12 protein-coding genes, 1 other RNA gene and 1 pseudogene are annotated in these 17,399 nt (G+C 74.1%); 4 read left to right on the forward strand and 10 right to left on the reverse strand.

What is annotated here, in order from left to right:
- The first annotated feature begins 24 nt into the window (after positions 1-24).
- Positions 25-1,368 (forward strand): MFS transporter, encoded by a 1,344-nt coding sequence (locus tag CP969_RS15960; protein ID WP_016826028.1) that lies wholly within the window; start codon positions 25-27, stop codon positions 1,366-1,368.
- A 168-nt stretch (positions 1,369-1,536) separates the two neighbouring features.
- Complete coding sequence (locus CP969_RS15965; protein ID WP_016826027.1) at positions 1,537-2,547, forward strand: LacI family DNA-binding transcriptional regulator; 1,011 nt, start codon at positions 1,537-1,539, stop codon at positions 2,545-2,547.
- Positions 2,548-2,627: 80 nt separating this feature from the next.
- On the opposite strand, the gene ssrA is transcribed toward CP969_RS15965, so the two are convergent.
- The 5 genes from ssrA to ftsE form a co-directional block, all read right to left on the reverse strand.
- Positions 2,628-3,032, reverse strand: a transfer-messenger RNA (tmRNA) gene (gene ssrA / locus CP969_RS15970).
- 164 nt (positions 3,033-3,196) lie between these two features.
- Complete coding sequence (smpB, locus tag CP969_RS15975; RefSeq protein ID WP_016826026.1) at positions 3,197-3,676, reverse strand: SsrA-binding protein SmpB; 480 nt, start codon at positions 3,674-3,676, stop codon at positions 3,197-3,199.
- A 68-nt stretch (positions 3,677-3,744) separates the two neighbouring features.
- Complete coding sequence (locus CP969_RS15980) at positions 3,745-4,905, reverse strand: S41 family peptidase (protein ID WP_171817497.1); 1,161 nt, start codon at positions 4,903-4,905, stop codon at positions 3,745-3,747.
- Positions 4,906-4,973: 68 nt separating this feature from the next.
- Entirely contained in the window at positions 4,974-5,891 is a 918-nt protein-coding gene (gene ftsX / locus CP969_RS15985; protein ID WP_004987390.1) for a permease-like cell division protein FtsX, read from the reverse strand.
- A 52-nt stretch (positions 5,892-5,943) separates the two neighbouring features.
- Positions 5,944-6,633, reverse strand: a complete 690-nt coding sequence (gene ftsE / locus CP969_RS15990) for a cell division ATP-binding protein FtsE (RefSeq protein WP_004987389.1) — start codon at positions 6,631-6,633, stop codon at positions 5,944-5,946.
- 265 nt (positions 6,634-6,898) lie between these two features.
- Here ftsE and CP969_RS15995 point away from each other — a divergent pair, with 265 nt between their 5' ends.
- Positions 6,899-7,090, forward strand: a complete 192-nt coding sequence (locus tag CP969_RS15995) for a hypothetical protein (RefSeq protein WP_004987383.1) — start codon at positions 6,899-6,901, stop codon at positions 7,088-7,090.
- Positions 7,091-7,196: 106 nt separating this feature from the next.
- Here the strand turns inward: CP969_RS15995 and CP969_RS16000 are convergent, their stop codons facing one another.
- From CP969_RS16000 to CP969_RS16020, 5 genes and pseudogenes are all read right to left on the reverse strand, one after another.
- Positions 7,197-7,841, reverse strand: coding sequence for a hypothetical protein (locus tag CP969_RS16000; RefSeq protein ID WP_004987381.1), 645 nt, complete (start codon positions 7,839-7,841; stop codon positions 7,197-7,199).
- Positions 7,842-8,147: 306 nt separating this feature from the next.
- The gene (prfB, locus tag CP969_RS16005; protein ID WP_004987380.1) at positions 8,148-9,254 is read right to left on the reverse strand and encodes a peptide chain release factor 2; all 1,107 of its coding nucleotides are present in this window, start codon (positions 9,252-9,254) and stop codon (positions 8,148-8,150) included.
- Positions 9,255-9,322: 68 nt separating this feature from the next.
- Positions 9,323-10,570, reverse strand: a complete 1,248-nt coding sequence (locus CP969_RS16010) for a serine/threonine-protein kinase (RefSeq protein ID WP_150474935.1) — start codon at positions 10,568-10,570, stop codon at positions 9,323-9,325.
- Positions 10,571-10,749: 179 nt separating this feature from the next.
- Positions 10,750-11,579: pseudogene (locus tag CP969_RS16015) on the reverse strand (IS5 family transposase).
- A gap of 44 nt (positions 11,580-11,623) precedes the next feature.
- Complete coding sequence (locus CP969_RS16020) at positions 11,624-13,324, reverse strand: serine/threonine-protein kinase (RefSeq protein WP_016826019.1); 1,701 nt, start codon at positions 13,322-13,324, stop codon at positions 11,624-11,626.
- Between the two features lie 502 nt (positions 13,325-13,826).
- Between CP969_RS16020 and CP969_RS16025 the strand changes: the two genes are divergently transcribed.
- Positions 13,827-17,342: an FHA domain-containing protein gene (locus CP969_RS16025; protein ID WP_150474936.1), complete on the forward strand. Its 3,516-nt coding sequence runs from the start codon at positions 13,827-13,829 to the stop codon at positions 17,340-17,342.
- Positions 17,343-17,399: the final 57 nt, after the last annotated feature.

The following is a 17,399-nucleotide window of genomic DNA, read 5'->3' on the forward strand; positions in this document are numbered from 1 at the left end:
CACCCCGGGGCGACGGTGGGGGGCATGCCTCAGCAGAGCCCCCGGGACACCGTCCTGTTCACGGTCACCTCCGACACCCTCGTCGCCGTCGACTTCGGCCCGCGCCGCCGGAGCGACGGCCGGACGCGCACCCGGGGGAAGGGCCCGTACCGCCGTCTCCTCGCACGGCCCGGTGCCCGTGCGTTCACGGCCGGCGGCCTCCTCGCCCGGCTGCCGATGGGGATGTTCGGCGTGAGCGCGGTCGTGATGATCGCCGGGACGCGCGGCTCGTACGCCCTCGCCGGCGCCGTCACCGCGACGGGCCTGGCGACGACCGCGGTGGTCGCCCCGTGGACCGCGCGCCTGATCGACCGGTACGGGCAGGCCCGCGTCGCCCTGCCCGCCACGGTGTTCGCCGCGCTGGGCTTCCTCGCGCTGCTGCTCTGCGTGCGCCACGGCGCCCCCGACTGGACCCTGTTCGCCTGCTACGCCGCCACCGCCACGACGCCCAACACCGGCGGGATGTCCCGGGCCCGCTGGGCCCACCTGCTGAAGGGGGACGCCGGAGCCCTGCACACCGCGAACTCCTTCGAACAGGCCGCGGACGAGCTGTGCTTCATGCTCGGCCCGGTGGTCGCGGCCTTCCTGTGCGGAACCCTCTTCCCGGAGGCGGGCACCCTCGTGGGGGTCGTGCTGCTGCTGGCGGGCGTGCTGCTGTTCACCGCCCAGCGGTCCACCGAGCCGCCGGTCGAGCGGCGCGCGCCCGCCCGCGCCCCCTTCCGGGCCCCCGGCATGCGGCCGCTGCTCGCCGTCTGCCTGGCGACGGGTGCGGTGTTCGGCGCGATGGAGGTCGTCACCATCGCGTTCGCGGACGAGCGGGGGCACCGCACGGCGGCCGGTGCGGTGCTCGCGTTCCAGGCGGCCGGTTCCTGCGCGGCGGGCCTGCTGTACGGCGCGGTGCGCCCCGCCGGATCCGCGCGGGCCCGGCTGCCGTGGTGCCTGGCCGCGATGACCGCGCTGATGGCCCTGCCGCTGCTCGCGGCCGGCCTGACCGGTTCGCTCCCGGTGCTGGCGGGGGCCCTGCTGCTGGCCGGCATGGCCACGGCCCCGACGATGGTGACCACCATGACCCTGGTCCAGCGGTGCACCCCCGCGGGCCGGCTGAACGAGGGCATGACACTGGCGGTGACCGGTCTGCTCGGCGGGATCGCGTGCGGCAGCGCGGCCGGCGGCTGGACGGTGGAGCACGTCTCGGCGACGGCCGGGTACGGCGTCCCGGTGGCGGCGGCCGCGCTCGCCCTCCTCGTCTCCGCGGCCCTGTTCGGGCGGTCGGACCGCTTCCCGGCCGAGCCGTCGAACCGCTCCACGGATTCCCGCACGCCCCATTGACGGCCCCGGTCCCCGCACATACCTTCACCCGTCGAAGCGCTTCGACGCCGCTGCGGATCCGCCCGGCCGCACCTCGGCCGCGCCCCCGCTCCGCGCCGGCCGCGCTTCTGCGGGTGCTTCGGCACCGCTTCGGCATCCCCCACGGACAGTGCCAGGTGAGGACCCCCGATGGTGAAGATCACGGACGTGGCCCGGCGCGCCGGGGTCTCCCCGAGCACGGTCTCGTACGCGCTCAGCGGCAAGCGTCCGATCTCCGACGCCACCCGGCGGCGCGTCCAGGACGCCGTCCGCGAGCTGGGCTACCGCCCGCACGCCGGGGCCCGTCCCCCGGCCGGGCGCCGGTCGAAGGTGCTGGCCCTCGCGGTCCCGCTGCGCTCCGGTGTCCACGTGCCGGTGGTCACGCGGTTCGCGGTGTCGGTGGCCACCGCCGCCCGCGCCCACGACCACGACGTGCTGCTGCTCACCCAGGGCGAGGGCGAGGAGGGGATCAGGCGGGTCGCGGACGCGGGGCTGGCGGACGCGGTGGTGGTGATGGACGTGCAGCTCCAGGACCCCCGGCTGCCGCTGCTGCGTTCGCTGTCCCTGCCGTCCGTGCTGATCGGCGTGCCCGCCGAGCCGGACGGGCTGACCTGTGTCGACCTGGACTTCCGGGCGGCCGGGGAGCTGTGCGTGGACCACCTGGCGGGGCTCGGCCACCGGGTGGTGGCGCTGGTCGGCTCGCCGCCGGAGGTGTACGTGCGGCGGACCGCGTTCGCGCGGCGGCTCGTGCAGGGCTTCACGTCCGCCGCCGACCGGCACCGGATCGCCTCCACGGTGCACCCGTGCGGAACCGGCCGGGACGCCGCCCGCGCGGTCGCCGAGCGGCTGCTGCGCGAGCAGCCGGCGCTGACCGGGGTGGTCGTGCACAACGAACCGCTCCTCGACCCGCTGATCGACGCCTTCGAGCGGCTCGGCCTGCGCGTCCCCGGCGACCTCTCCCTCACCGCCGTCTGCCCCGCCCCCGTCGCGGCCTCGGCCCGCGTCCCGGTCACCTCGGTCGCCGTGCCGTCGGCGGAGCTGGGCACGCGCGCGGTGCACCTGCTGGTGCAAAAGCTGTCCGGCACTCCCGTACCGCAGCGCACCCTGCTGCCGCCCCGCCTGACGGAACGGGCGAGCACGGCGGCGCGGGCGGCCGCCTGACCCGCGCCGGCATGACGAGGACCCCGGCATGACAAAGGCCCCGGCGCTCGAGGCGACGGGGCCTTTGCCCACATGGGGTCGAGTGGAGATGGCGGGAATCGAACCCGCGTCCAACGGTGCGGAACCAGGGCTTCTCCGTGTGCAGTCGGCTGTGCTTTTCTCGGCCCCGGAGATCACGCCGACAAGTCTCCGACGGGCCCAGTCACTGTGTGGTTTCCCTCTTCACCCCGTGACCGGGATCAAGGTTTAGTTCCCTGCATGATGCCAGGATCCGGGTCGGGAACACCCCCGGGCTGACACTCCCTTTAAGTAGGGGAGCCGCTGCTCGCTACCTGAAGATCAGGCAGCGAGGGCGAGCTCGCCCTGGGAGATGGATCGCTTGGAATTGGCGATTATTTTTTTCGGCCTGTGGTTTACGAGATCATGGCCGCTTCCTCGACACGCTTCCCCTGCTTCGACAGCCGCTGTCGAAACCGATCATCCCCATGTTGATTTCTCAAGGTGCGCACCCGCTGTGAGGTGCTGGCGCCATCGTACGTGACCAACGCCCGACGATGCCACCGCATTCCCGGCGGTTCTCCCGCCGCCCCGGCGGGTCGCCCCGCCGCGGTACCCGGTTCAACGCCGTCCGGCGCCGGTGTGTTCCCGCTCAGGCGCGCTGCTTCCTGCGGACCGCCGACATCGCCCGCTCGGCCTCGCGCCGGTCCTGCTTCTCCCGTAGCGTCTGGCGCTTGTCGTACTCCTTCTTCCCCTTGGCCAGCGCGATCTCGACCTTCGCGCGGCCGTCCTTGAAGTACAGGGCGAGCGGCACGATGGTGTGTCCCGTCTCCTGGGACTTGGCCTCCAGCTTGTCGATCTCCTCCCGGTGCAGCAGCAGCTTGCGCTTGCGCCGGGCGCTGTGGTTGGTCCAGGTGCCCTGGCTGTACTCCGGGACGTGCACGTTGTGCAGCCACGCCTCGTGGTCGGTCAGCTGGACGAAGCCGTCCACCAGCGACGCCCTGCCCTGACGCAGCGACTTCACCTCGGTCCCGGTGAGGACCAGGCCGGCCTCGTAGGTGTCGATGATGAGGTAGTCGTGCCGCGCCTTCTTGTTCTGCGCGATCAGCTTGCGCCCTTTTTCCTTAGCCATAGTGCGGCCCATTTTCGCACTACGCAGGGGGTTTCGGGGAAGCCGATCACCGACCCGCCCGCGGCGCGCTACCGGCCCAGTCCGCTCAGGACCGTCTCGGCCCGCCGGAGCTCCTCCTCGTCGGCCTCGACGTCGGGGGTGAGGCCGCGGCCGTCGACGCTCCGGCCGGAGGGGGTGCGGTAGTGGCCGACGGTCAGCTCGGCGACGGAGCCGTCGGGCAGCGGGGTCGGCATCTGGACCGATCCCTTGCCGAAGGTGCGGGAGCCCACCACCACCGCACGCCCGCGGTCCTGCAGGGCTCCGGTGAGCAGCTCGGCCGCGCTCATCGTCCCGCCGTCGACGAGCGCGACCAGGGGCCTGGTGGTGTCGCCGCCGGGCTCGGCGTGCAGGGCGCGCTGCTCGCCCTCGACGTCGTAGGTGGCGACCAGGCCGCCGTCGAGGAAGGCGGAGGCGGCGGTGACGGCCTCGGTGACCAGGCCGCCGGAGTTGCCGCGCAGGTCGAGGACGATCCCGGCGTCGGCCGGGGCCCGCCGTACGGCGGTGCGGACCTCGTCGCCGGAGCCCTTGGTGAAGGCGGCGACCTCGACGACGGTGATCCGGTCGGCGTACGCGCGGACGGTCACCGTGTCGCGGGACAGCCGGGCCCGGCGCAGGGTCTCGCTCCACGCGCGCCCGCCGCGTTCCAGACCGAGGCGGACGGTGGTGCCGGCGGACTCGTCGGTGCCGTCCCCGCGCAGCAGGGAGACGACCTCGGTGACGGGGCGCCCGTCGACCTCCTCGCCGTCGACGCTGCGCAGCCGGTCGCCCGCGCGGATCCCGGCGTCGGCGGCGGGGGTGCCGCTGCCGACCCTCGCCACCTCGATCCGGCCGTCCCGCTCACGGGCCCACAGGCCGACACCGGTGTAGCGGCCGTCCAGGGCGTCCTCGAACTCCTCGTACTCGCCCGGGGAGTAGACGGCGGCCCAGCGGTCCCCGCTGCGGCTGACGGCGTGCTCGGCGGCCTCCATGGGGGAGGTGCCGTCGCGCACGGCCTCCTCGGCCGCCCTGGTGACGTCCGCGTGGTGTCCTGCGGGCGCGGCGGGACGGACCTCTCCGGCCCCGGTCCTCCGGTCGGACGCGGGCAGGTTGCCGGTGGCGGCACCGGCGACGAGCACGCTCGCGAACACCAAGGTCAGGGCGGCACCGCGGCGGATGCGGCGGGGCTGACAGAACAGGTCACGACCTGACATGCCGGTGAGTCTAGGACAACGCCGAGGGGCGTACGGCCGGTTGACCGTACGCCCCCTCTGGACAAGAGTCACACCTTCAGATACTTGCGCAGCGCGAAGAACGCCGCCAACGCCGGCATCAGCAGACTCGTGGCGAGGATGAGCGGCAGCTTCGTCAGCACCGCGTCCCAGCCGATGAAGTTGATCAGGTTCAGCTTCTCCGACAGCGCCAGTCCGTGGTCGATGATGAAGTACCGCGCGACCACCAGGAATCCGCACGCGAGCGTGCCGCCGATGAGTCCGGCGACCGCGGCCTCCATGATGAACGGCGCCTGGATGTAGAAGCCGGAGGCGCCGACCAGGCGCATGATCCCGGTCTCGCGGCGACGGCTGAACGCCGAGACGCGCACCGTGTTCACGATCAGCATCAGGGCGACCACCAGCATGAGCGCCATCACCGCGCGGGCGGCCCAGTTCATGCCGTTCAGCAGCCCGAAGAGGTTGTCCAGGATGCCCTTCTGGTCCTGCACCGACTGCACACCGTCACGCCCGTCGAAGGCGGTCGCGATGACCTGGTACTTCTCCGGGTCCGTCAGCTTGATGCGGTACGACTCCTGCATCTGGTCCGGCGTGAGGGAGCTGGCCAGCGGGGAGTCGCCGAACTGCTCCTTGTAGTGCTTGTACGCCTCGTCCTGCGACTCGTGGGTGACCGTGTCGACGACCGACATCTTCTCCAGGTCGGTCTTGATCTGGCTCTTCTGGTCCTCGGTCACCGCGCCCTTGGCGCAGTTGGGGTCGGACGCGGCGTCGCTCTTGTTGCACAGGAAGATGGAGACGTTGACCTTGTCGTACCAGTAGCCCTTCATGGTGTTGACCTGGTCGCTCATCAGGAGCGACCCGCCGAACAGGGCGAGCGACAGGGCGACGGAGACGACGACCGCGAAGGTCATCGTCAGATTGCGGCGGAGACCGACACCGATCTCCGACAGGACGAACTGGGCGCGCATGGCGGGTCCTTCAGGCCTTTCCGTGGGCGCGATCGGGCGCGATCGGGGAGGGTCAGTGCTGGTAGCCGTAGACGCCGCGCGCCTGGTCGCGGACGAGGCGGCCCTTCTCCAGCTCGATGACGCGCTTGCGCATCTGGTCCACGATGTTCTGGTCGTGCGTCGCCATCACCACGGTGGTGCCCGTCCGGTTGATGCGGTCGAGCAGCTTCATGATGCCGACGGAGGTCTGCGGGTCGAGGTTGCCGGTGGGCTCGTCGCAGATGAGCAGCTTGGGCCGGTTGACGAAGGCCCGCGCGATGGCGACGCGCTGCTGCTCACCGCCGGAGAGCTCACCGGGCATCCGGTCCTCCTTGCCGCCGAGGCCGACGAGGTCGAGCACCTGCGGCACGGACTTGCGGATCTCGCCGCGCGACTTGCCGATGACCTCCTGCGCGAAGGCGACGTTCTCGGCGACCGTCTTGTTCGGCAGCAGGCGGAAGTCCTGGAACACCGTCCCCAGCTGGCGCCGGATCTGCGGCACCTTCCAGTTGGAGACGCGGGCGAGGTCCTTGCCCAGGACGTGCACCTGCCCGTGGCTGGCCCGCTCCTCGCGGAGGATCAGCCGCAGGAAGGTGGACTTTCCGGAGCCGGAGGACCCCACGAGGAACACGAACTCGCCCTTCTCGACCTCCAGGGAGACATCCCTGAGGGCGGGGCGGTTCTGCTTGGGGTAGACCTTGGACACATTGTCGAATCGGATCACGGATGCACCACGGGTAGCCGGGGGTAGATGAGCGTGACCTTACGCGAAGCGGAAGGATGACCGCAGTCACCGCCCGGGGTTGCGCGCCACTTGTGTCCTTTGTGACGGATGTACGGCGGCCCGGCGGGCCCGCGCGGCCCCACCGTCGGGGGCAGGATGACGGGGGCCCCGCGCCGTTCACCGCGGAACCTGGCACAGTGGAAGGGGAACGTTCACGTGACCGTGGGCGTTGTGTCGATGGAACCGGTGGGAGGAGGGCGAGCGCATGACGTACGACCGGCTGGTGTGCGCGAACTGCGCCGCGCCCGTGAGCGAGGGCCGGTGCCCCGTGTGCCGTGCGAACCGCGAGCGGCTGCAGCAGGAGAACTTCTTCGCGGGACTGAACCCCATGGCACTGATCGCGCTGCTGGCGGTGCTGGTCGCGGCGGTGGCGCTGCTCGCCCACCAGACCGTCTGACGTCGGCCCGACGCCGGGGCGGGACACACGAGGGGCCCGGAGCGCGATCGCGCTCCGGGCCCCTCGGTCTACGTCATGCGTACGCCGTGTACGCGCACGGCCACCGTCAGGCGGCAGCGCCGCCGCGGCCGGTCATGAGGCGCGGCAGCACCCGGAAGCCGATGCCTCCGGCAATCATCGTGGCGGCGCCGACCACCAGGAAGGTCATCTCGGCGGCACCGGTCTCGGCGAGCTCCTTGCCGTCGCTCTGGGCGGAGGGGGCCGGGGCCTCGTCGCCGGTGTCGGTGAGCGCCGAGGAGCCCTCCTCCTGGGCGGAGGGGCCACCATTGGGGTCGGCCGCGTTGCCGCCGCCGGTGCCGCCACCGTTGCCACCGCCGCCACCGTTGCCGCCGCCGGTGCCGCCGCCCGGGGCGGTCTCGGAGGGCTGCTCGGTGGGCTGCTCGGTGGGCTCGGTCGTGGGCTCCTCCGGAAGGGTCGGCTCCGCGGTGGGCTCCTCGGTCGGGTCCGGTTCCCCGGGGATGGTGGTCGGCGGGGTCTCCGTCGGAGTTCCGCCCTCGCCGGGCTCGTCGTCGTCCGCGTCCTCGCCGCCGGGGCCCACCTCGGCGTCGAGGCTGGCGGTCCCGTCGTTCGCACCGGCGCTCACGCCGATCTCGAAGGCGGAGGCCGCGCCGGCCGCGGTCAGCGAGGCACCGGCCGCGATCACGGCGCCGGCCGCGATCCGAGCGACACGGATCCGCGTCTTCTTGGTCATGTGGTTGCTACCCCCAGTAGCTCATCGTCGATGAGGCAGCGCCCAGGGCTGTGATCAACGGGGGTGACTACGATGAAACGCCCCCCGGTTCACATGCGCCCCGGAGATGCGCATGCCACGCGTCACCCTTCCGAGTTTTCAAAAGAACGTCAAGGCCGTTGCGTACGCGATGTCCCCCTACGCACGCTTTGCCGAACAACGAGGCCGTGAGTGTGATGTAAAACCCAGACGTCCCGACATGAGAAAGGCAACTGCCGCCGGAGAGGCGGCAGTTGCCTTGTCGACAAAGCGCTGTTCGCGCGGGGGTTACTTCTCCTGCTGCTTGCGCCAGCGAATGCCGGCCTCCAGGAATCCGTCGATCTCACCGTTGAACACGGACTCGGGGTTGCCGACTTCGTGCTCCGTGCGCAGGTCCTTGACCATCTGGTACGGGTGCAGCACGTACGAACGCATCTGGTTGCCCCAGGAGTTGCCGCCGTCGCCTTTGAGGGCGTCCATCTTGGCCTGCTCCTCCTGACGGCGCCGCTCCAGCAGCTTGGCCTGGAGGACGTTCATCGCGGTGGCGCGGTTCTGGATCTGGGAGCGCTCGTTCTGGCAGGAGACCACGATGCCGGTGGGGATGTGCGTGATGCGCACCGCGGAGTCGGTGGTGTTCACGCCCTGGCCGCCGGGGCCGGAGGAGCGGTAGACGTCGACGCGCAGGTCGGACTCGTCGATGTCGACGTGGTCGGACTGCTCGACGACGGGCAGCACCTCGACGCCGGCGAAGGAGGTCTGGCGCCGGCCCTGGTTGTCGAAGGGCGAGATGCGCACCAGGCGGTGGGTGCCCTGCTCGACCGAGAGGGTGCCGTAGGCGTAGGGCACCTGGACGGCGAAGGTGGTCGACTTGATGCCGGCCTCCTCCGCGTAGGACGTCTCGTAGATCTCGGTCTTGTAGCCGTGCTGCTCGGCCCAGCGCAGGTACATGCGCTGGAGCTTCTCGGCGAAGTCCGCGGCGTCGACGCCGCCGGCCTCGGCGCGGATGTTGACGAGCGCCTCACGGGCGTCGTACTCGCCGCTGAGCAGCGTCCGGACCTCCATCTCGTCCAGCGCCTTCCGGACGTCGGCGAGCTCGGCCTCGGCCTCCGCGCGGGTGTCCGGGTCGTCCTCCTCCTCGGCCATCTCGAAGAGCACGGCGAGATCGTCGATCCGGCCGCGCAGCGCCTCGGCCTTGCGCACCTCGGCCTGGAGGTGGGAGAGCCTGCTGGTGATCTTCTGCGCCTCGTCCGGGTTGTCCCACAGGGACGGCGCTGCCGCCTGCTCCTCGAGCACGGCGATGTCTGCCCTCATCCTGTCGAGGTCCAGAACGGCCTCGATCGACTCCATGGTCGAGGAGAGGGACTTGAGCTCTTCGGATACATCGACGACTGCCACGCCCTCCAGCGTAACGGCTCCACCGGGCGTCCCACGCCGGACGCGGCTCCCGAAAGCCGCTCACCGGGTCACGGAACCGCCGGGGCGGAGTCCCCCGTGTCCCGGGGAGGCGCCGTGCCGTCGTCCGCGGCGGCCAGCCAGGTGCCGACGCCCGCCGCTGTCGCCAGGACCACCGCCGCCACGGTCAGGACCAGGCGGCGCCGGCGGGCGACCGCGCGGTTGCGGGCCGAGCCGGGGCGGGGGGCACCGGCCGCGCGGGGGGCCCGGGCCGTGCCGCGGGCCCCGCCGGCGAGCTCGTCGGGGGCGGGCACCCTCATCGACGTGTGGGTGTCGCGGTTGGAGTCGGCCGGCCGCGCGCCCGGCACCAGCGGGACCGCGCCGCGCCGCCGCACCGGCTCCCCGGCGGCCGGGACCCGGCCGGGCGCCCGGGCCTCCTCCGCCTCCTCCTGCGCCGGCCCGGTGTCCGGCTCGTCCACGTCCAGCGGCGGCATCCCCGCCAGCATCGGCAGCAGCTCCCGCAGCCGCGCGCCCAGCTCGGAGGCGCGCAGCCGCGACGCCGGGGCCTTGGCCAGGCACTGCACCAGCAGCTGCCACAGCTCGTCGGGGATGCCGGGGAGCGGGACCACCGTCTCGGTGACGTGGCGGCGCAGGACCGCCCCGGGGTGCCCGCCGCCGAACGGCGTGAAGCCCGCGAGCAGCTCGTACAGGACCGTGGCCAGCGCGTAGATGTCGACCGACGCGCGCGGCGGCAGGCCCTCCACGATCTCCGGGGCCAGGTAGTCCGGCGTCCCGATGATCTTCGTGGCCCGGGTCCGGCGCGGGGTGTCGATGAGTTTGGCCACACCGAAGTCCGTCAGCAGCGCGCGGTGCGAGCCGCCCGGCCCCAGCGGGCCCTGCATGTCCAGCAGCACGTTCTCCGGTTTGACGTCCCGGTGCACGACCCCCGCCGCGTGCGCCGCGGCCAGCCCGTCCGCGACGTCGGCGACGATCGCCACCGCCGCCTCGGGCGCGAGGCGCCGCTCCCGGTCGAGGCGGGTGCGCAGGTCCGTGCCGCGGACCAGGTCCATGACCAGGGCGAGGTCGTTGCCGTCGACCACCAGGTCGCGCACGGAGACGACGTGCGGATGCTCCAGGCCGAGCAGCGCCGTCCGCTCCTGCACGAAGCGGCCGACGAGCTCCTGGTCGGAGGCGAGGTCCTCGCGCAGCAGCTTGATGGCGACGGGCCCCTCGGGGCCCTCGCCCAGCCACACCGTGCCGGCGCTGCCCCGTCCGAGGATCTGGTGGGCGGTGTACCGGCTGCCGATCTTCCGTGCCAAGACTGCTCCTACCGACGCGTGTTGTCGTCAAAGCTACGCGTCCGGGGAGCCTGCCTTCACAACGGATCCGGAAATCGGCCCCCAGGTGTCGACAAATCAGCAAAAACGCCGGGGAGGGTCGGCCCGGCCCCGGCCCGCCCCGGAGGACTCCCGGGGCTCCTAGGCGGTGTCTTCAAATGTCACGCCCACATCAGGAGCGATGCGAGGGTGACGGCTGCTTGGTAGGACTCGGCGGTCTTGTCGTAGCGGGTGGCGATGCCGCGCCACTGCTTCAGGCGGCTAAAGCAGCGTTCGACCACGTTGCGCCGTTTGTAGAGCTGCCTGTCGAAGGCCGGCGGCCGCCCGCCGCGGCGGCCGCGGCGGAGCCGGTTGCGGATCTGGTCGGCCCGCTCCGGGATGGTGTGGCCGATGCCCCGTCGCCTGAGCCAGGCCCGGATCGCCTTGGAGCTGTAGCCCTTGTCGCCGAGCACGTGATCGGGCCGGACGCGGGGCCGTCCCGGTCCGAGGCGGGGCACCCGGATCGCCTCCATCACGGCGGTGAACTGGGTGCAGTCGTTGGTGTTGCCGCCGGTGACGGTGAAGGCGAGCGGGCGCCCCAGGGCATCGCAGGCGAGGTGGATTTTGCTGGTCAGGCCGCCTCGGGAGCGTCCGAGGGCGGGGTTGTGGATCCCCCTTTTCGGGCGCCGGCGGCGTGCTGGTGGGCGCGGACAACGGTGGAGTCGACCGACACCAGCCAGTCGATGTCCCCGGCCGCGTCCGCCTGCGCCTGGGCGGCCCGGAGCATCCGCTCGAAGGTGCCGTCCAGGGCCCACCGGCGAAAACGGGTGTGCAGCGTGGCCCACGGGCCGTACCGCTCGGGCACGTCCCGCCAGGCGGTTCCGGTGCGGAACTTCCACACGATCCCGTTGAGGACCGTGCGGTCGTCCAGCCGCTTCCTGCCCCGCAACGAGGCGGGCAGCAATGGCCGGACGAACTCCCACTCGGTATCCGACAGTTCATGGCGACGTATCACCCGACCATGATCCACCACTCAAGATCATTTGAAGACACCGCCTAGGGCCCCGAGGAGCCGCCCAGGTTCTCGAACCAGCCCGTCACCGTGCCGAACCAGTCGGTGAGCTGCTCCCAGTAGCCCTTGCCGGTGCCGATCCAGTCCTGGAGCGGGCTCAGCTCCCAGACCAGCCATCCGACGACGAACAGGACGACGATCGTGAACAGGCACCCCTTCAGACAGCCCAGCCCGGGGATCCGCATCGGGTTGGCGCTGCGCTGGCGCGGCGGGCGGGGTTCGCGCCGGGGCCGCCGGGGCTCCGGCGGGGCGGGGGGCGCGTACCGCTGCGGCGGCTGGGGCTGCTGGGGCTGCGGTGTGGCGTACCGCTGCGGCTGCTGCTGCGGGTAGCCGTAACCGGGGCCCGGCTGGGCCTGCGGGCGCCGCTGCGGCTGCTGCGGCTGCTGTGGCTGCTGTGGCTGCTGCTGCGGTCGGGCGACCTGCCGCTGGGGGCGGCGGCGCAGCGGGTCCTGGTCGGGGTCGAGGTACTGGACCTGGGTCTGCTCGTTGCGGTCGCGGGCCGCGCGCAGCTGGTTCTGCCAGGGGTGCGGGTCCTCCGGGCCGGGCTGTCCGGGCCGCCCCTGACCGGGCGGGCCGGGCGGCACCGGCGGCATGACGGCGGTGGGGTCGGCCGCGCCGTGCTGGGGGAGCACGGCGGTCGGGTCGGCGGCACCGGCCGGTCCGCCGGTGTGCGGCAGGACGCTGGTCTCGCCGTTGGGGTCGTGGGAGCCCGCGCCGTGCTGCAGCACCTGCGTCGGGTCGGCGGCGCCGGGCACGCCGGGCACCGGCGCGGGCGCCGGGTCGGGCGCGAGGAGCGCGCCGACGTTCTCCGCGGCGGCGATCTGCGCGGAGTTCGCGCGCACGCCGACGCCCTCGGCGACGACCCGCAGGCCGCGCGCGAGGTTCTCGGCGCTGGGTCGTTCGTCGGGGTTCTTGCGCAGGCAGCGCTCGATGACCGTCCACAGCGGGTCGGGGACGGTGGAGGGGCGGCGCGGTTCGGCGCTCAGGTGCTGGTGCAGCACCTCCAGGGCGGAGGCCCCGGAGAACGGCGGACGGCCGGTGACCAGCTCGTACAGCAGGATGCCGGCGCCGTAGACGTCGACGGCGGAGGTCTGCGGGCGGCCCTCGGCGGACTCGGGCGCGATGTATGCGGGCGTGCCGACGAACTCGTGGGTGCGGGTCAGGCCCGGGGAGTCGGCGAGGCGGGCGATGCCGAAGTCGGTCAGCATCGGGTGCATCGCGCCGTTCTCCTGCTTGAGCAGGACGTTGGCCGGCTTCAGGTCGCGGTGCACCACGCCGTCGGCATGGCTGGCGGCGAGCGCGTCGGAGATCTGGGCGGTCAGCAGCGCGGCGGCCACCGGGGTGAAGGGGCCGTTCTCGCGCAGGTGGCGGTGCAGGTCGGGACCGTCGATGAGGTCCATGACCAGGGCCAGCAGATCGCCCTCGACCACCAGGTCGCGGACCCGGACGATGTTGGGGTGGGTCAGCCGCAGCAGGACGGAGCGCTCGCGCAGGAACCGCATCACGACGTCGGCGTCGTTCGCGAGCTCCTCCTTGAGGACCTTGATCGCCACGGTCTCGCCGGGCTGTCCGGGCACGGCCGCCTCGGCGCCCGCGGTCTCCCGCTGGCGGGCTCGCCAGACGGTGCCCGTGGCGCCGCGTCCGAGCGGCTCCTCGAGCAGGTATTTACTGCCTACCGGCCGCACGTCATGCGCTCCCTGCTGATTGCTTGGCGTACACCGTGGTCCACCGTGCTGCGGAATGTTCCGACCCACTGTAGTGCCGCCGCCCGGGATACCGGCCTGCCGAATTCGGCGTCGTCCCCCCGTGGGTCCTGCCCGCCGGTGCCCGTCCGTGCCGCCCGTCCGCGCTGCTCGTCCGTGTGGTCCACCCGTGTCGCCCGTCCGTGTCGCAGGAAAGACGCGCGACCCGGTCCGTTGGTTGCCGAATGCCGGACGTGACCGATCTCAAGTGATCCCGGAACGGTCATCGGCTCCGCACCGGTCAGGCATTTTTACGGGCAGAGCCGACCAATCAAGATCATTTGATGCCGGGCGGCGGGCATGTTGTCGGCGGCAGGTGCGAGGATGCCCCCAGTACTGGCCGTACGTGCGCGTGTGGCGGTGGGGGAAGTCCGCGGAGGGGGACCGCGGGGCGGCTTCGTCCCCCTTGTCGCGAGCGCCCGCGCAGAAGGGACCGCTGACGGCGATGCAGATCCGGCTGACCGTCGTTGACCCGCTGGGTTCGTCCTCCCCCGCGCGGGACCGGGCCGCGCGCCGCGACGTGCTGGTCACGGCACCCGCCGGCACGGCCCTGGCCGCGGTCGCCTCCGCCCTGGCCGCGGCGGTCTCCGGCGGCGACGGCGCGTCCGGCTCCTCGGGCACCCCGGTGCTGTACGCCGGTGACCGGCGGCTGGACACCCAGCGCTGCACGCTCGGCGAGCCGCCGCTGATCGACGGTGCGGTGCTGGCCGTGGGCGCCCCGGGCGAACCGGAGCCGCACCCCGAACTGGACGACGCCCCGACCCGTCTCCACGTCGTCACCGGCCCCGACGCGGGCGGGGTGCACCTGCTGCACGGCGGCGAGATCCGCATAGGCCGCTCCGCCGACGCCGACGTGCCGCTCGACGACCCGGACGTCTCCCGGCTGCACTGCGCGGTGACGGTCGGCCCGGACGGCCGGGTCTCGGTGGCCGACCTCGGCTCCACCAACGGCACGACGCTGGACGGCAGGCGCGTGGGCCCCCGCCCGGTCCGTTTCCCCCCGGGCGCGCTGCTGCGGATCGGGGAGTCCGCCCTGCGGCTCACCCCGTCCGCGGGGCCGGCGGCGCGGACGGGGACGACACCGGACGGCGAGGGGCACGTGCGCGTGCCGGCGCCCCCGCACGGGCGGGCCGAGGACGCGGACGTCCCCGCCCGCGTGCCGGAGCCGACGGCGCCCACCCACCACGCCCACGGCTCGGCCGACTGGGCCGTGCCCGCCCGGGGCGGACCGGAGGACGACGCGGGCGGGGCGCCGTGGGTGCCGGTGCAGGGCGGGGCACCGGGCATCGAGAGCCGTGGGGCGGACCCGGGTCCCGGCGGGCGCACGGTGCACACGGCCGCCCGGGGCGACGTGCCGCACATGCCCCGGGGACACCGCGTGTCGCAGCCCCCGCCCGCGGACGGCGCCCCGCACGCGCACCGGAGCCCGGAGGAGCCCGGCGCTCCCGGCCCCCTCACCGGCCCGACCACCGGACCCGCCACCGGCCGCATGCCCGGCGCCGAGCGGGCCCGGCCGCGGGGCGAGACGCCCGGGGCCGCGCCCACCGCCCCGGCGGCGTTCGCCCCCACGGCCGACACCACCACCCGCAAGGGCACCCCCGTACGCGGTACCGACCTCCCCCAGCCGCAACCCCAGGCCCAACCCCAGCCCCCGCCTTCGGGGGGACGCAGGCGGGGCGGGCTCACCGCCTGGGCGCGGCGGCTGACCGGCGGGCGGCAGGAACAGGCGGCGAACGCGCGGGACACCCCCGGCGAGGAGGCGGCCGGCGCCGTGCCCGAGCCCGGCGCGGTCGCTCCCGTCCTCCCCGAGACCTGGCCGGACCCCGCCACCCTGCTGCTGACCGCGCTGGGCCCCGGGCCCCGGCTGTGGGAGCGCGGGCCGGGCCACCCCGAGGCGCTCGCGGTGCGGCTCGGTACGACCGACCGGGCGGCGCCGGACGGCTCCGGTCTGCTGCCCGCCGTACCGGTGACCTCGGGGCTGCGCGAGGTCGGCGCGCTGGGACTGGCCGGCCCGCGCGAGCGGCTCGCCGGGCTGGCCCGCGCGGTGCTGGCCCAGCTCGCCGCGCTGCACTCCCCCGACTGCCTGGAGATCGTCCTGATCGCCGCGGACCGCCGCCGTCCGCTCGAGGAGCGCACCGCCGAGTGGGCGTGGCTGGGCTGGCTGCCGCACGTACGGCCGGGGCACGGCCAGGCCTGCCGCCTGCTGCTCGCGCACGACCGCGAACAGGCCGCCGCCCGCACCGAGGAACTGCTGCGCCGGCTGGAGGACCACGACCACACGCCCGAAACGACCCCGGCCCTCATACCGGAGCAGCCCGCTCCGGCCGACCGGCGCCCCTCCTGGGCCCGGGGCGCCGGCCCGGCGGGCGGCTCCGCCGGGCCGTACACCGTGGTCGTCGTGGACGGCGACCCGGGGAGCGCCGAGGCGCGCGAGGCGTTGACGCGGCTGGCCGTGGAGGGGCCGCGGGCCGGGATCCACCTGGTGTGCCTCGCCGAGACGGCCGCCGCCTCCCCCGCCTCCCCGCTGTCGCAGACGTACGAGGCGGCCTGCGCGGCGGCACCGGCGTTCCGGGAGTGCGGTGCCGTCGCCCTGCTCAGCGGGGACGTGGCGACCGCCCTGCGGCTGCTGCGGGTGGCCCGGACCGGCTCCGGGGCCGCTCCCGGCCCGGTCGGGCACGGCACCCTCGCCACGGTCGACGCGGTCTCCCCCGCCTGGGCCGAGCGGTTCGCGCGGGCCCTCGCGCCGCTGCGCACGGACGGCGCCGCCGGGGAGCGGCACGCGCGCGTGTCGGCGCCGCTGCCCCGGTCGGCGCGGCTGCTGGACGAACTGGGCCTGGCCCGGGCCACCCCCGCCTCGCTGATGGCCCGCTGGGCGGACGCGGCCGACGACACCCTGGCGCTCGGCGGACGCGTCACCGCCGTGCTGGGCGCCGGACCGCGCGGCCCGGTCGCCGTCGATCTCGTCTCCGACGGTCCGCACCTGCTGGTCGAGGGGGTGCCCGGCAGCGGCCGCACCGAGCTGCTGCGTGCGGTCGTCGCCTCGCTGGCCGCCGCCGAGCGGCCCGACCGGCTGGGCGTCGTGCTGGTCGACGGCAGGGGCGGCCCCGTGACGGACGAGGGGCCCGGCGAGGGCCTGCGCGTGTGCACGGACGTCCCGCACGTCACCACCCACCTCACCGCCAACGACCCGGTGCGGATGCGGGAGTTCGCCCAGTCGCTGAGCGCCGAGCTGAAGCGGCGCGCCGAACTGCTCGGCCGGTCCGACTTCGTGGAGTGGCACACCGGGCGCGCGCTGTCGGACCGGATGGTCGCGCAGCGCACGGCCGCGCGGCGCGGCCCGGCGGGCACCGGCGGCGAGCACGACGGGGACCTGGACGCCCCGCCCAGTACGACGCTGCGGCTGCGGCCGGGAGCGGCCCGGCGCCGGGCGGAGGCCGTGCCTCCGCCGCTGCCCCGGCTGGTGGTCGTCGTGGACGACCTGGACGCGCTGGTCTCCCCCGCGCTCGGCGCGCCGGGGCGGCCCGCCGCCGGATCGGTGCTGCGGGCGCTGGAGGCCGTGGCGCGGGACGGGGAGCGGCTGGGCGTGCACCTGGTCGCGGCCACCGGCCCGTGCGCCCGTACGGCCCGGACCGAGCCGGTGCGGCAGGCGACCGTGCGGATCGCGCTCGACGCGCCCGAGCCCCCGGGTCCGGACGCAGCGGCGCCGGGGCGCGGCCGGCTGGCCCGCCCGGACGGCCGGGTGACCGCGTTCCAGGGCGGGCGGGTGACCGGCCGCATCCCGCGGACGGCGACCCTGCGCCCCACGGTCGTGCCGCTGGAGTGGCACCGCATGGGCGACCCCCCGGCCCGGCGCCCGGTGCGGGAACTGGGCAACGGTCCGACCGACCTCGCCCTGCTCGCCAGCGCGCTGGAGCGGGCCGCCCGGCAGGTCTCCGCGGCCGAGGTGCCGTCACTCCTCTAACGCGCGCACCAGCCGGCTGATGCACCGTCACGACGCGGTCACGATCCCGGACTTGAC

The organism is Streptomyces viridosporus T7A (assembly GCF_008704515.1).
Taxonomy (GTDB): Bacteria; Actinomycetota; Actinomycetes; order Streptomycetales; family Streptomycetaceae; genus Streptomyces; species Streptomyces viridosporus.

Bases quoted from the DNA above. Each gene is read 5' to 3' on its own strand.
- CP969_RS15980 (WP_171817497.1), bottom strand. From the start codon at position 4,905: ATGTCAGGTCGTGACCTGTTCTGTCAGCCCCGCCGCATCCGCCGCGGT.
- smpB (WP_016826026.1), bottom strand. From the start codon at position 3,676: ATGGCTAAGGAAAAAGGGCGCAAGCTGATCGCGCAGAACAAGAAGGCG.
- CP969_RS15960 (WP_016826028.1), top strand. From the start codon at position 25: ATGCCTCAGCAGAGCCCCCGGGACACCGTCCTGTTCACGGTCACCTCC.
- CP969_RS16025 (WP_150474936.1), top strand. From the start codon at position 13,827: ATGCAGATCCGGCTGACCGTCGTTGACCCGCTGGGTTCGTCCTCCCCC.
- CP969_RS16000 (WP_004987381.1), bottom strand. From the start codon at position 7,841: ATGACCAAGAAGACGCGGATCCGTGTCGCTCGGATCGCGGCCGGCGCC.
- ftsX (WP_004987390.1), bottom strand. From the start codon at position 5,891: ATGCGCGCCCAGTTCGTCCTGTCGGAGATCGGTGTCGGTCTCCGCCGC.
- CP969_RS15965 (WP_016826027.1), top strand. From the start codon at position 1,537: ATGGTGAAGATCACGGACGTGGCCCGGCGCGCCGGGGTCTCCCCGAGC.
- CP969_RS15995 (WP_004987383.1), top strand. From the start codon at position 6,899: ATGACGTACGACCGGCTGGTGTGCGCGAACTGCGCCGCGCCCGTGAGC.